The organism is Tomitella gaofuii, from assembly GCF_014126825.1.
GTDB lineage: Bacteria > Actinomycetota > Actinomycetes > Mycobacteriales > Mycobacteriaceae > Tomitella > Tomitella gaofuii.
This window is the reverse complement of the sequence record NZ_CP059900.1, coordinates 2,248,422-2,262,455: the sequence shown is the minus strand read 5'-3', so window position 1 is coordinate 2,262,455 and position 14,034 is coordinate 2,248,422. Positions and strand designations below refer to the sequence as shown.

Genomic DNA, 14,034 nt, shown 5'->3' with positions numbered 1-14,034 from the left:
GGGTACGGCGTCGCGGCGGGTGCGGCAGCCGATGATCGCACCGTCGATCCTGTCCGCGGACTTCGCGCGGCTGGCGGAGGAGGCGGCGATCGTCGCGGGCGATCCGGCGGCGGGCGACTCCGGCGCCGAGTGGCTTCACGTGGACGTGATGGACGCGCACTTCGTGCCCAACCTCACGCTCGGGCTGCCCGTGGTGCAGAGCCTGCTGCAGGCCACCGAGATCCCCCTGGACTGCCACCTGATGATCGAGGACCCGGCGCGCTGGGCGCCGCCCTACGCCGAGGCGGGCGCGCACAACGTCACCTTCCACGCGGAGGCGACGGACGACCCGGCGGCCGTGGCCCGCGACATCCGCGCCGCAGGCGCGGTGGCGGGCCTCGCAGTGAAACCGGGCACGCCCATCGACCCCTACCTGGAGGTGCTGCGCGAGTTCGACACGCTGCTCGTCATGAGCGTCGAACCCGGCTTCGGCGGCCAGTCGTTCATCCCCGACGTGCTGGACAAGGCGCGGGCGGTCCGCCGGCTGGTCGACGCGGGCGAGCTGCGGCTGCTCGTGGAGATCGACGGCGGCATCAACGCGGACACCATCGAGCAGGCCGCGGAGGCCGGGGTGGACTGCTTCGTGGCCGGCTCGGCGGTCTACGGCGCACACGACCCCGCCGCCGCCGTCCGCGGACTGCGCGAGCAGGCGGCGGCCGCATCGCCGCACCTGCACCTGCACCCGTGACCCGGCCGGAACCGGCCACGCCGTGGCCGTCGGACGTGCGGCCGGACGGCGACGAGGCGATGCGCGCGGCCATCGAGCTCTCGTGGACGGCGGCGGCCGCACGAGCCCCAACCCCGCGGTGGGGGCGCTGGTGTTCGACGCCGACGGGCGCGTGTGCGGGGCCGGGACCACGGCCCCGCCCGGCGGTCCGCACGCCGAGGCGGCCGCGCTGGCGCAGGCGGGAGCGGGCGCGCGGCGGCACCGCCGTCGTCACGCTCGAGCCGTGCGACCACACCGGGCGCACCGGCCCGTGCAGCCGCGCCCTGATCGAGGCCGGCGTCGCGCGTGTGGTCTTCGCGGTCGCCGATCCCACTGCGCAGGCCTCCGGGGGCGCGGAGACGCTGCGCCGGGCAGGGGTCGAGGTGGTCGGCGGCGTGTCGGCCGCCGACGTGGAGGCCGGGCCGCTGCGGCCGTGGCTGCACCGGCAGCGCACCGGCCGGCCGCAGGTGACGCTCAAGACGGCCGCCACCATCGACGGGCGGGTCGCCGCGCCCGACGGCACCAGTCGCTGGATCACGGGCGAGGCGGCGCGCGCCGAGGTGCACGAGCGGCGCGCCCGGGTCGACGCCATTCTCGTCGGCACCGGCACCGTCCTCGCGGACGACCCGGCGCTGACGGCCCGCCACCCCGACGGCTCGCTGCGCGGCCACCAGCCGCTGCGGGTGGTGGTGGGCGACCGCCCAGTGCCCGCCGGGAGCAGGATCCTCGACACCGCCGCGCGCACGCTGATCGTGCCCGGCCACGACCCGGCCGCGGTGCTCGCGCGGCTCGCCGACACCTGTTGCGACGTGCAGGTCGAGGGCGGGCCGCGGCTCGCGGGGGCCTTCTTGGGAGCCGGGCTCGTCGACCGGATCGAGCACTATCTGGCGCCGGCCGTGCTCGGCGACGGTCGCGCCGCGGTCGAGGGCGTCGGCGCCCGCACCATCGCCGATCTCCGCCGGTTCCGGTTGCGCGGGCCGGTGCGGGCGCTCGGCGACGACCTGCTGCTGACCTACGATCGGGTGACCGGACAGTAGCCGTGCCGGCGGTCGTGCCGACCGCCGGCGGACGAGAGGACCACGCGATTGTTCACGGGAATCGTCGAAGAAGTCGGTGCGATCACCGCGGTCGCCGCCATGGGCGACTCGTCGCGGTTCACCGTGCGCGGACCGCTCGTCACCTCGGACGCCGGCCACGGCGATTCGATCGCCGTCAACGGGGTGTGCCTCACCGTCGTCGACCTGACGGGGCCCGGCGGGGGAGACACTGTCGGGGCACAAGGTGCGGCGGGGGCCGACTCGTTCACCGCCGACGTGATGCACGAGACGCTCTCCCGCTCGTCGCTGGGTGACCTGCGCGTGGGCAGCCCGGTCAACCTCGAACGCGCCGCCGCCGTCTCGAGCAGGCTGGGCGGCCACATCGTGCAGGGCCACGTCGACGCAGTGGGGACTGTGATCTCCCGCACTCCGCACGAGCACTGGGAGGTCGTGCGGGTGGCGGTGCCCGCGTCGTCGGCGCGGTACGTGGTGGAGAAGGGCTCGATCACCGTCGACGGCGTGTCGCTCACGGTGAGCGCGCTGGGCGCCGACGAAGCAGGTCAGGACTGGTTCGAGGTGTCGCTGATCCCCACCACCCTCGCCTCGACCGTGCTGGGCGATGCCGCCGCCGGCACCCGGGTGAACCTGGAGGTGGACGTCATCGCCAAATACGTCGAGCGGCTTCTGGGAGCCGGTGCGGCCGCGCCCGGCCCGCAGGGCCTACCCTCATAGTCGGGAATCGGGGCACCCACCGGTGTCCACGGGTGTCAAGCCGTGAGCGCGTACGCGGGGCGAGACCACGAGCTGCCATGGGAGCGTTGCGTGAGGTTCGACAGCATTGAGCGGGCGGTGTCCGACATCGCCGCGGGCAAGGCGGTCGTCGTGGTCGACGACGAGGACCGCGAGAACGAGGGCGATCTCATCTTCGCCGCGGAGAAGGCCACCCCCGAGCTCGTCGCGTTCATGGTCCGCTACACCTCCGGGTACCTGTGCGTGCCGCTGACAGGGGCCGACTGCGAGCGCCTCGCGCTGCCGCCGATGTATACGGTGAATCAGGACAAGCACGGCACCGCCTACACCGTCACCGTCGACGCGCGGGAGGGCGTGACCACCGGGATCTCGGCCGCCGACCGCGCCCGCACCATGCGGATGCTCGCCGACGGCGACGCCGGCGCCGAGGACTTCACCCGCCCCGGCCACGTGGTGCCGCTGCGGGCGAAGGAGGGCGGGGTGTTGCGCCGCCCCGGGCACACCGAGGCGGCGGTGGACCTGGCCGCGCTCGCGGGGCTGCGTCCGGCCGGGGCGATCTGCGAGATCGTCAGCCAGAAGGACGACGGCGAGATGGCCCGCGCGGACGAGTTGCGCGTCTTCGCCGACGAGCACGAACTGGCCATGATCTCGATCGCCGACCTCATCAGCTGGCGGCGCAAACACGAGAAGCACGTCAAGCGGGTGGCCGACGCCCGCATCCCCACCGCGCACGGGCCGTTCCGGGCCGTCGGTTACGAGAGCGTGCACGACGACGTCGAACACGTCGCACTGGTGTGCGGCGACATCGGCGACGGGGCCGACGTGCTCGTGCGCGTGCACTCGGAGTGCCTCACCGGCGACGTGTTCGGTTCGCTGCGCTGCGATTGCGGCCCCCAGCTGGACGCGGCCATGCAGATGGTCGCCGCCGAGGGCCGCGGCGTCGTGCTGTACATGCGGGGGCATGAGGGGCGCGGCATCGGCCTGATGCACAAGTTGCAGGCCTACCAGCTGCAGGACGCGGGGCGCGACACCGTGGACGCGAATCTGGAGCTGGGGTTGCCGGCGGACGCCCGCGACTACGGCCTGGGCGCGCAGATTCTGGTGGACCTGGGCGTGCAGTCGATGCGCCTGCTCACCAACAACCCCGCGAAGCGGGTCGGTCTGGGCGGCTACGGGCTCGCCATCACCGAGCGGGTGCCGATGCCGGTCCGCGCGACGGCCGAGAACCTGCGCTACCTGCGTACCAAGCGCGACCGCATGGGCCATGACCTGATCGGGCTGGACGATTTCGATCCCACGGCGTCCGGTGCGGAGAGCGTCGTCACCGCCGGCGACGGGGGGCCCGCATGAGCGCCGAGGGCAGGCCCGGCGAGTACGGCTCGGTCGCGGCGGGGCTGCGGCTGGGGATTGTCGCGGGCCAGTGGCACCGGGAGATCAACGAGGCACTGCTGGCCGGGGCGCTGCGCGCGGCCGACGGGGCCGGGGTGGCGGGCCCCACCGTGGTCCGCGTCGCCGGCGCGGTGGAACTGCCCGTGGTGGCACAGGAACTGGCGCGCACGCACGACGCGGTGGTGGCGTTGGGCGTGGTGATCCGCGGGGGCACACCCCACTTCGAGTACGTGTGCGACGCGGTGACGGCGGGGCTCACGCGGGTCGCCCTCGACGCGTCGACCCCCGTCGGCAACGGCGTCCTCACCACGGACACCGAACAGCAGGCGCTGGATCGCGCCGGCCTGCCCGGCTCGATCGAGGACAAGGGCGGCGAGGCGACGATGGCGGCGCTGGACGTGGCGACCACGTTGCGGCGGCTGCGGGACGGAGTGGCATGACCGCGGAGGGCGGAGCGATGGTGGACGACGGGACGACGGGCGGCGGACGGGCGCAGGCGGCCGACACGGTCGACCCGGACCGGCTCCAGTGGGACCTGGTGGCACGGTCCCGGCGCAGCAGCCTCTACGCGATCGGCGTCGCGGTGTTTCTCGTCGCGGTGTTCACCGTGCTCGGTTCGCTGCTGCGGGTGGCCGACACGGGCGTGCATTTCCGCGTGTGGGACCAGATCTCCATCGCACTGATCGGAGTGCTGATGGGGTGCGGGGTACTCCTGTTCACCCGCCCGCGGATGCGCGTGGGCCCCGCCGGGGTCTCCGTGCGGAACCTGTTCAGCGACAAGTTCATCCCCTGGGACCTGGTCCAGCGGATCGCATTCCCGGAGGGCGCGTCGTGGGCGCGCATCGACCTGCCCGACGACGAGTACGTGCCCGTGCTCGCCGTGCAGATCAACGACCGGGGCCGGTCGGTGGAGGCCGTCCAACGCTTCCGCGCCCTGCAACGGCTGTACGCGGACGGGGCTGGGCGCCCGGCGGCCGGCCAGGAGTAGCAGTCCGCGGCGGGGGACGCGATAGCCTGGAGCCGTGCCGGATCCCACCACCTACCGCCCCGCCCCGGGCACCATCCCCACCGAGCCCGGCGTCTACAAGTTCCGCGATCCCGACCGCCGCGTCATCTACGTCGGCAAAGCCAAGAACCTGCGCAACAGGCTGAGCAACTATTTCGCCGACCTCACCACCTTGCACCCGCGGACGCGACGCATGGTCACCACGGCCGGATCGGTCGAGTGGACCGTGGTGGGCACCGAGGTCGAGGCGCTGCAGCTCGAATACAACTGGATCAAGCAGTTCGACCCGCGCTTCAACGTGCGGTACCGCGACGACAAGACCTACCCGATGCTCGCGGTGAGCGTGGGGGAGGAGATCCCCCGCCTGTTCGTCTACCGCGGCCCCCGCCGCAAGGGGGTCCGCTACTTCGGCCCGTACTCGCACGCCTGGGCCATCCGCGAGACCCTCGACCAGCTGCTGCGGGTGTTCCCCGCCCGTACCTGCTCGGCGGGCGTGCTCAAGCGGCACCAGCAGCTGGGCCGCCCCTGCCTGCTCGGGTACATCGGCAAATGCTCGGCGCCCTGCGTGGGCAGGGTGTCGGTGGACGAGCACCGCGCGATCGTCGACGACTTCTGCGACTTCCTCGCCGGCCGCACCACGCGGCTGCTCACACAGGTCGAACGCAAGATGCTCGAGGCCTCGGAGGATCTCGACTTCGAACGCGCCGCCCGCCTGCGCGACGACCTGGGCGCACTGCACAAGGCGCTGGAGAAGCAGTCGGTGGTGCTCGGCGACGGCACCGACGCCGACGTCGTCGCCTTCGCCTACGACGACCTCGAGGTGGCCGTGCAGGTGTTCCACGTGCGCGACGGCCGCGTGCGCGGGCAACGCGGCTGGGTGGTCGAACGGGTCGAGAGCGCCGAGGCTCCCGAGCTTGTCGAGCAGTTCCTCACGCAGTTCTACGGCGGCGAGTCCGACCAGGCCCGCCGTTCCGGTTTGGACGAGGCGGACGCACGCGGCGTGGTGCCGCGCCAGATCCTCGTCCCGGAGATGCCCGCGGACGCCGACCAGGCTGTCCGCCTGGCTCGGCGGCATCCGCGGCACGGCCGTCCGCATCCGCGTACCCCGGCGCGGCGACAAGAAGGATCTGGCCGAAACGGTCCGGCGCAACGCCGAGCAGGCCCTCGCCCTGCACAAGCTCAAGCGCGCCGGCGACCTGACCACGCGCAGCGCCGCTGCAAGGCATCCAGGACGCCCTCGACCTGGACGATGCCCCGCTGCGAATCGAATGCGTCGACATCAGCCACGTGCAGGGTACCGACGTCGTCGCCTCGCTGGTGGTGTTCGAGGACGGGCTCGCCAAGAAGTCCGACTACCGTCACTACGCGATCAAGGAGGCCGCCGGCGAAGGGCACTCCGACGACGTCGCGAGCATCGCCGAGGTGACGCGCAGGAGGTTCAAACGACACCGGGCGGACGCGCAGACGGACGCGGGCACCGGCGGACCGGACGGCGCCGGCGCGCACAACGGCGACGCCGACGGCGGTGATCTGGCGCCGGAGGCGTCCCTCGACCCGGCCACCGGCCGGCCCCGCCGTTTCGCCTATCCGCCCAACCTCTACCTGGTCGACGGCGGCGCCCCCCAGGTGGCGGCGGCGGCCGAGGTGCTCGACGAACTCGGAGTCACCGACGTCGCCCTGGCCGGCCTGGCCAAGCGGCTCGAGGAGGTGTGGCTGCCGGGCGACGACGAGCCGGTGATCCTGCCCCGCGGCAGCGAGGCGCTGTACCTGCTGCAGCGCGTGCGCGACGAGGCGCACCGGTTCGCGATCAGCTTCCACCGCAGCAAACGGTCCCGCAGGATGACCGCTTCGGCGCTCGACGCCGTCCCGGGGCTCGGCGAGGTGCGGCGTACCGCACTGGTGCGCCATTTCGGGTCGCTCGCGCGGTTGCGAGAGGCTACCGTTGACGAGATGACGCAGGTGCCGGGTATCGGTTCGGCGACGGCCCGGACCATCGCCGAACACCTGCACGGCGACGCCGGAACCCGCGGCCCCGATACCGAGGCCCGTGCAACCGACGGCCGTGCGACCGACGTGACTGAAAACAGCGGCACCGTGGCCGGGGAGGCCGGGAACGTCGCCGCCGACACTACGGAACGGACAGGTGAGACCGCCCAGTGAGTGACGCGACGCCCGCCGCAGATCCCGCCGCCTCAGGTCCCGCCGATGGCTCTTCCACCACCGCGATGGACGTGCTGCTCGTCACCGGCCTGTCCGGCGCGGGACGCAGCACGGCCGCCAAACTCCTCGAGGATCTCGGCTGGTACGTGGCGGACAACGTGCCGCCGCAGCTGGTCCCCACCCTGGTCGACTACGGCCTCAGCGAGGGCACGCGCATCGAGCGGCTCGCCGTCGTCGTCGACGTGCGCAGCAAGACGTTCTCGGGCGACCTGGCGGCGGTGGGCGACGAGGTGGTCCGCCGCGGTGGAGCGCCGCGGATCCTGTTCCTCGACGCGTCGGACCACGTGCTGGTGCGCCGCTTCGAACAGGTGCGGCGCGGACACCCGCTGCAGCGCTCGGGCACCCTGGCGGAGGCGATCGCGGCGGAACGGGCCATGCTGGCCACCTTGCGCATGTCCGCGGACGTCGTCATCGACACCTCGTCGTCGTCGGTGCAGCGGTTCCGGGAGAAGATGGAGACCCTGTTCGGCGGGAGCGAGCCGCGCACCGTCCGCGTGACCGTGCAGTCGTTCGGCTTCAAGTACGGCCTGCCCACCGACGCCGACATGGTGGCGGACGTGCGGTTCCTTTCCAACCCCTACTGGGTGGACGAGTTGCGCGGGCTGACCGGGCGCGACCCCGCGGTAAGCGAGTATGTGCTGTCCGAGACGGGCGCGGGGGAGTTCCTGCGCACCTACAGCCGGCTGGTGCAGCTGACCATCGACGGGTACCAGCGCGAGGGCAAGTTCTACGTCACCACCGCCATCGGATGCACCGGCGGCAAGCACCGCAGCGTGGCGATGTCGGAGGCGCTGGGCGCGCTGCTGGCGGAGAACCCGGCGTTGGGAGTGGGCGTGGTGCACCGCGATCTGGGGCGCGAATGACCCGCGACCCGCGCGGCCCGTCGGTGGTGGCCCTCGGCGGCGGGCACGGCCTGTTCGCCACCCTCAGCGCGGTGCGCCGTTTCAGCGACGACGTGACAGCGGTGGTCACCGTCGCCGACGACGGCGGCTCATCCGGTCGGATCCGCTCCGAACTCGACATCATCCCGCCGGGGGATCTGCGCATGGCGCTGGCGGCGCTCGCCGCGCCGGACGAGCGCGGCGGCCTGTGGACGGATCTGCTCCAGCACCGTTTCCGCGGCAACGGCGCGCTCGCCGGGCACTCCGTGGGCAACCTCGTTCTCGCCGGGCTCACCGAGCTGCTCGACGACCCGGTGGCCGCGCTGGCCGAGCTGGCGGGGGTGCTCGGCGTCCAGGGCGCCGTGCTGCCCATGGCGCGGGTGCCCCTGGAGATCGCGGCCGAGGTGACGGGGCTCGAAGACGACCCGCGGGTGGTGCGCACGCTCCGCGGCCAGGTCGCCGTGGCCACCACTCCCGGACGGGTGCGTCGGGTGCGGCTGCTCCCCGCGGACCCGCCGGCGGTCCCCGCGGCGGTCCGCGCGATCGGCGCGGCGGACGTCGTCGTGCTGGGGCCCGGTTCCTGGTTCACCAGCGTGATCCCGCACCTGCTCGTTCCGGAGCTGTACTCGGCGTTGCAGGAGTCGGCCGCCCGCAAGGTGGTCGTGCTCAACCTGGCCGCGGAGCCTGGCGAGACGGCGGGGTTCTCCACCGAACGCCACCTGCAGGTGCTCGCCCAGCACGCGCCGGACTTTCGGGTGGACGCGGTGCTGGCGGACGCGGCCGCCGTGCGCGCGCAGGGCGAACGCGACAACGTCGGGCGCGCCGCGGACAGGTTCGGCGCCGCAGTGCACTACCGCGAACTCGCCGTGCCCGGCACGTTCACCCACGAGCCGGGGCGGCTCGCCGACGCGCTCGCCGCGCTCGCCGGCATCGACCCGCCGCTCCCTGCCACCACCTGGACGGATCACCGCAGCACTGCGGAGCACACCACCACCTCGGAACACACGCTGCACACCGCCGGTCCGCAGCGGCCCGCGGCCGGAACGGAAGGGGACTGACGCATCGTGGCGATGACAGCCGATGTCAAAGACGAACTCGCCCGGGTGGTGGTGACCCACACCAGCGCACGGCGCGCCGAGGTCGCGTCGCTGCTGCGCTTCGCCGGCGGGCTGCACATCGTCGGCGGCCAGGTGGTGGTGGAGGCCGAGGTGGACCTGGGCGCCACCGCCCGGCGGCTGCGCAAGGACATCCACGACCTGTACGGCTATTCCTGCGAGGTGCACGTCCTCAGCCCCGGCGGTCTGCACAAGTCGGGCCGGTACGTGGTCCGGGTCGCCCGCGACGGCGAGGGCCTGGCCCGGCAGACCGGGCTCCTCGACCAACGCGGCCGGCCGGTGCGCGGGCTGCCGCCGCAGGTGGTCGGGGGGAGCGTGCTCGATTCGGAGGCCGCCTGGCGGGGCGCCTTCCTCGCGCACGGCTCGCTCACCGAACCGGGCCGGTCGTCGGCGCTGGAGGTCGGCGCGCCGGGGCCCGAGGCCGCACTGGCGCTCGTCGGCGCGGCCCGGCGCCTCGGCGTGTCCGCCAAGGCCCGCGAGGTGCGCGGCGCCGACCGGGTGGTGGTGCGCGACGGCGAGGCCATCGGCGTGCTGCTCACCCGGATGGGCGTCAACGAGGTGCGCATGGTGTGGGAGGAGCGCCGCATGCGGCGCGAGGTGCGCGCCACCGCCAATCGGCTCGCCAACTTCGACGACGCGAACCTGCGCCGCTCGGCCCGCGCCGCGGTGGCCGCTGCGGTACGGGTGGGACGGGCGCTCGAGATCCTCGGCGACGAGGTGCCCGCGCACCTGGCCGAGGCCGGCGAGCTGCGCATCCAGCACCGGCAGGCCTCTCTCGAGGAGCTCGGGCAGCTGGCGGACCCGGAGATGACCAAGGACGCCGTCGCGGGCCGGATCCGCCGGCTGCTGTCGATGGCGGACCGCAAGGCCGCACAGCTCGGCATCCCGGACACCGAGTCCGCGGTCACCCCCGAGCTGCTCGATGAGGCTTGAATGGGCCCGCGGCCGGAAGCGGTGCGCGTCGCGCCGGTGCTCGGTCCGGGCGCCGCGGGCGACCGACTAGGATCGACGCGAGCGCACTGAGCTTCCCCGGCGGGGCGCGCCGCGCCCGGGGTGTACCGCAGCAATACCGACCGAAGAAGAACACGGCCCAGGGGCCGCCGACGGCACCGGCACAGCCTGCCTGTCCGCGGCACCGATACGGCCATGTAAGGAGCGAACAGTGACTGTCCGGGTAGGCATCAACGGATTCGGCCGCATCGGCCGCAACTTCTTCCGCGCCGTCGAGGCACAGCGCGCCAAGGGCGACACCAGCATCGAGGTGGTCGCGGTCAACGACCTCACCGATCCCGCCGTTCTCACCCACCTGCTCAAGTACGACTCGATCCTGGGCCGCTTCCCCGAGCCTGTCGCGCTCGAGGGCGACGAGATCGTCGTGGGCACCCGGCGCATCAAGGCCTTCGCCATCAAGGAGGGCCCGGCGGCCATCCCGTGGGGCGACCTCGACGTCGACGTGGTGGTCGAGTCCACCGGCATCTTCACCGACGGCGACAAGGCCCGCGGCCACCTGCAGAGCGGCCCCAAGAAGGTCATCATCTCCGCCCCGGCCAAGGGCGAGGACCTCACCGTCGTCATGGGCGTGAACGACGACAAGTACGACGGCTCGCAGACGATCATCTCGAACGCCTCGTGCACCACCAACTGCCTCGGCCCCATCGCGAAGGTCCTCGACGACTCGTTCGGCATCGAAAAGGGCCTGATGACCACCGTGCACGCCTACACGCAGGACCAGAACCTGCAGGACGGCCCGCACAAGGACCTGCGCCGAGCCCGCGCCGCCGCCGTCAACGTGGTGCCCACCGGCACCGGCGCCGCCAAGGCCATCGGCCTGGTCCTGCCGCAGCTGCAGGGCAAGCTGGACGGCTACGCGCTGCGTGTCCCGATCCCCACCGGCTCGGTCACCGACCTCACCGTCAACGTGCGCACCAAGGCGACCGTCGACGAGGTGAACGCTGCGATGAAGGCCGCCGCCGAGGGCCCCATGGCGGGCGTGCTCAAGTACAGCACCGACCCCATCGTCTCGTCGGACATCGTCACCGACCCGCACTCGAGCGTCTACGACGCGCCGCTGACCAAGGTCATCGACGACCAGATCAAGGTTGTGAGCTGGTACGACAACGAGTGGGGCTACTCCAACCGGCTCGTGGACCTCGTCGACCTCGTCGGCAAGTCGCTCTGATCCGGGAGGACACCGCGGCGATGACTGTCAAGACACTGCAGGACCTGCTTGCGGCGGGGGTCGAGGGGCGCACCGTGCTGGTGCGGTCCGACCTCAACGTGCCGCTCGACGGCACCACCATCACCGACGCCGGGCGCATCGACGCCTCGGTGCCCACGCTGTCCGCGCTGGCGGACGCCGGGGCCAAGGTGATCGTGATGGCGCACCTGGGCCGGCCGAAGGGGGCCGTCGACCCGGCGCTGTCGCTGGCACCGGTGGCCGCCCGGCTCGGCGACGCCCTCGGCAGGTACGTCCAGCTGGCCGCCGACGTGGTGGGCATCGACGCGCAGGCGCGCGCCGAGGGCCTCACCGACGGCGACGTGATGCTGCTGGAGAACATCCGGTTCGACCCGCGCGAGACGAGCAAGGACGCGGCGGAGCGTGCGGCGCTCGCCGGTGAGCTCGCCGCGCTCACCGGCGGCGACGGCGCGTTCGTGTCCGACGGGTTCGGCGTGGTGCACCGCGAGCAGGCCTCCGTCTACGACGTCGCGAAGCTGCTTCCGCACTACGCGGGCACGCTCGTGGCGGCCGAGGTCGACGTGCTGCGCGCCGTGACCGGCGGTGCCGAGAGGCCCAATGCTGTGGTGCTCGGCGGCTCCAAGGTGTCGGACAAGCTTGCGGTGATCGAGGCGCTCGCACCCAAGGTCGACACGCTGGTGATCGGCGGCGGGATGTGCTTCACCTTCCTCGCCGCGCGGGGACTGCCCGTCGGCTCCTCGCTGCTGCAGGAGGAGATGGTCGACACCTGCAAGGACCTGCTGGACCGCTACGCGGACGTGATCCACCTGCCGTGCGACATCGTCGTCGCCGACGGGTTCGCCGCCGACGCGGAGGCCAGGACCGTGCCCGCCGGCGAGATCCCCGACGGGTGGATGGGTCTGGACATCGGCGCCGAATCGGTCTCCCGCTTCGCGGCGGTGCTGCGCGCGGCCCGCACCGTGTTCTGGAACGGGCCCATGGGCGTGTTCGAGTTCGAACGGTTCTCCGCGGGCACCCGCGGTGTCGCCGAGGCGATCATCGAGGCCACCGCGGACGGCGCGTTCAGCGTGGTCGGCGGCGGCGACTCCGCGGCCGCGGTGCGCACCCTCGGCCTGGCCGAGGACGGATTCAGCCATATCTCGACGGGCGGCGGCGCGTCGCTGGAGTACCTGGAGGGCAAGGAGCTTCCCGGCCTGGCCGTCCTCGACGACGCACCATCGTCGACCGCACCGTCCGCACCGACCACCGAAGGGTAGGACCGTCATGCCCCGCACACCGCTCATCGCCGGCAACTGGAAGATGAACCTCAACCACCTCGAGGCCATCGCACTGGTGCAGAAGATCTCCTTCTCACTGCCGGCGAAGTACTTCGACAAGGTCGACGTCGCGGTCATCCCGCCGTTCACCGACATCCGCAGCGTGCAGACGCTGGTGGAGGGCGACAAGCTGCTCCTCACCTACGGGGCGCAGGACGTCTCGGTGCACGAGTCGGGCGCCTACACCGGCGAGGTCAGCGGTGCCATGCTGGCCAAGCTCGGGTGCACTTACGTGGTCGTCGGGCATTCCGAGCGGCGTTCCCTGCACGGCGAGGACGACGCGACGGTGGCGCAGAAGGCCGCCGCAGCGCTGGCGCACGGCGTGACGCCCATCGTCTGCGTGGGCGAGGGTCTCGAGGTCCGCGAGGCCGGTGCTCATGTGGACCACTGCGTCGAGCAGGTCCGCGGGTCGCTCGCCGGCCTGTCCGCCGAGCAGATCGCACAGTGCGTGATCGCCTACGAGCCGGTCTGGGCGATCGGCACCGGCCGTGTGGCCACGCCCGAGGATGCCCAGGAGGTGTGCTCGGCCGTGCGTGAGGCGGTATTCGGCCTCGCCTCCGACGCGGTGGCCGGCGGTCTCCGGATCCTCTACGGCGGTTCTGTGAACGCGAAGAACGTGGGGGACATCGTCGCCAAGGACGACGTCGACGGTGCACTCGTCGGCGGCGCCTCGCTCAAGGCCGACGAGTTCGCCACACTGTGCGCGATCGCCGCGGGCGGGCCCCTGCCGTGATCCCGACGCGCACCGGCCGGGGGAGCGGCGACGTGCTCCCCGGGCCGGTGCGCTGCCGGTGGGCACGCGGCGGGTAGCATCGGCCCCGGTGTGCGCGCCCGCAGCGGCCGCCTGCGATCCGACCCTCCTCGACCCTGACTCCGACGACCCAGAAGCCAGAAGGGCAGCACTGATCCGCACATGGAACTGTTCCTGCAAATCCTCGTCATCGCGACCAGCATTCTGCTGTGCGTGCTGATTTTGCTGCACCGGGCCAAGGGCGGCGGTCTGTCCACCCTTTTCGGCGGCGGCATGGCCTCCAACCTGTCGGGGTCGACGGTGGCGGAGAAGAACCTGAACCGCTTCACGGTGATCACCGCGCTGATCTGGTTCGTCGCGATCATCGGCATCGGCCTGGTGGTCAAGTACCAGTAGGTTGTCCCAGGGGATGTTCCGCTCGCACCCGGAGAGTCCCAACGCTGGTGCGGGGAGGACTGCGGACGCGTATCCGGTTGTACCGCGGTGGGGGCCGTCGGATCCAGGCCCCCGATCGAGGCGCTGTCGTCGTCGATTTCACGCCGCAATGCCGGGCGTCCTCCGCTCTGCGCCACATCATGCCGCTCAACGCATTGTAGTTTCTCATTTTCGCCGCGCCGCTCGGGTGCT

13 protein-coding genes and 3 pseudogenes are annotated in these 14,034 nt (G+C 72.4%); all 16 read left to right on the top strand.

Annotated features, from left to right (window positions below; translation table 11 throughout):
- Positions 1 to 19 precede the first annotated feature (19 nt).
- Positions 20 to 727: a ribulose-phosphate 3-epimerase gene (gene rpe, locus H4F70_RS10600; RefSeq protein WP_182360330.1), complete on the top strand. Its 708-nt coding sequence runs from the start codon at positions 20 to 22 to the stop codon at positions 725 to 727.
- Between the two features lie 82 nt (positions 728 to 809).
- A pseudogene (gene ribD / locus H4F70_RS10595) lies at positions 810 to 1,782 on the top strand (bifunctional diaminohydroxyphosphoribosylaminopyrimidine deaminase/5-amino-6-(5-phosphoribosylamino)uracil reductase RibD).
- Positions 1,783 to 1,830: 48 nt separating this feature from the next.
- On the top strand, positions 1,831 to 2,514 hold the full coding sequence (locus tag H4F70_RS10590; RefSeq protein WP_182357161.1) for a riboflavin synthase: 684 nt from the start codon (positions 1,831 to 1,833) through the stop codon (positions 2,512 to 2,514).
- Between the two features lie 90 nt (positions 2,515 to 2,604).
- On the top strand, positions 2,605 to 3,882 hold the full coding sequence (locus H4F70_RS10585; protein ID WP_182357160.1) for a bifunctional 3,4-dihydroxy-2-butanone-4-phosphate synthase/GTP cyclohydrolase II: 1,278 nt from the start codon (positions 2,605 to 2,607) through the stop codon (positions 3,880 to 3,882).
- Positions 3,879 to 4,361, top strand: coding sequence for a 6,7-dimethyl-8-ribityllumazine synthase (gene ribH, locus H4F70_RS10580; protein WP_182357159.1), 483 nt, complete (start codon positions 3,879 to 3,881; stop codon positions 4,359 to 4,361). Before H4F70_RS10585 ends, ribH begins: the two co-directional genes overlap by 4 nt.
- A gap of 17 nt (positions 4,362 to 4,378) precedes the next feature.
- Entirely contained in the window at positions 4,379 to 4,909 is a 531-nt protein-coding gene (locus H4F70_RS10575; protein ID WP_182348717.1) for a PH domain-containing protein, read from the top strand.
- Between the two features lie 34 nt (positions 4,910 to 4,943).
- A pseudogene (gene uvrC / locus H4F70_RS21175) lies at positions 4,944 to 5,984 on the top strand (excinuclease ABC subunit UvrC); the annotation flags it as partial.
- Positions 5,980 to 6,045 (top strand): annotated as a pseudogene (locus tag H4F70_RS21170) (hypothetical protein); the annotation flags it as partial. The pseudogenes uvrC and H4F70_RS21170, both read left to right, overlap by 5 nt.
- Before the next feature lie 169 nt (positions 6,046 to 6,214).
- Positions 6,215 to 7,087: a helix-hairpin-helix domain-containing protein gene (locus H4F70_RS21165; RefSeq protein ID WP_420883129.1), complete on the top strand. Its 873-nt coding sequence runs from the start codon at positions 6,215 to 6,217 to the stop codon at positions 7,085 to 7,087.
- A 65-nt stretch (positions 7,088 to 7,152) separates the two neighbouring features.
- Complete coding sequence (gene rapZ, locus H4F70_RS10565) at positions 7,153 to 8,010, top strand: RNase adapter RapZ (RefSeq protein WP_182360329.1); 858 nt, start codon at positions 7,153 to 7,155, stop codon at positions 8,008 to 8,010.
- The gene (locus H4F70_RS10560) at positions 8,007 to 9,086 is read left to right on the top strand and encodes a gluconeogenesis factor YvcK family protein (RefSeq protein WP_182357158.1); all 1,080 of its coding nucleotides are present in this window, start codon (positions 8,007 to 8,009) and stop codon (positions 9,084 to 9,086) included. The genes rapZ and H4F70_RS10560 overlap by 4 nt, the downstream gene beginning before the upstream one ends.
- 12 nt (positions 9,087 to 9,098) lie before the next feature.
- Complete coding sequence (gene whiA, locus H4F70_RS10555; RefSeq protein ID WP_182348719.1) at positions 9,099 to 10,076, top strand: DNA-binding protein WhiA; 978 nt, start codon at positions 9,099 to 9,101, stop codon at positions 10,074 to 10,076.
- Between the two features lie 229 nt (positions 10,077 to 10,305).
- Positions 10,306 to 11,322 (top strand): type I glyceraldehyde-3-phosphate dehydrogenase, encoded by a 1,017-nt coding sequence (gap, locus tag H4F70_RS10550; protein ID WP_182348684.1) that lies wholly within the window; start codon positions 10,306 to 10,308, stop codon positions 11,320 to 11,322.
- A 20-nt stretch (positions 11,323 to 11,342) separates the two neighbouring features.
- The gene (locus H4F70_RS10545) at positions 11,343 to 12,596 is read left to right on the top strand and encodes a phosphoglycerate kinase (RefSeq protein WP_182357157.1); all 1,254 of its coding nucleotides are present in this window, start codon (positions 11,343 to 11,345) and stop codon (positions 12,594 to 12,596) included.
- Between the two features lie 7 nt (positions 12,597 to 12,603).
- Positions 12,604 to 13,389 (top strand): triose-phosphate isomerase, encoded by a 786-nt coding sequence (tpiA, locus tag H4F70_RS10540; protein ID WP_182357156.1) that lies wholly within the window; start codon positions 12,604 to 12,606, stop codon positions 13,387 to 13,389.
- A 180-nt stretch (positions 13,390 to 13,569) separates the two neighbouring features.
- Positions 13,570 to 13,803 carry a preprotein translocase subunit SecG gene (secG, locus tag H4F70_RS10535; RefSeq protein ID WP_182348687.1) on the top strand — a complete coding sequence of 78 codons (234 nt, stop codon included), beginning with the start codon at positions 13,570 to 13,572 and terminating at the stop codon, positions 13,801 to 13,803.
- Positions 13,804 to 14,034: the final 231 nt, after the last annotated feature.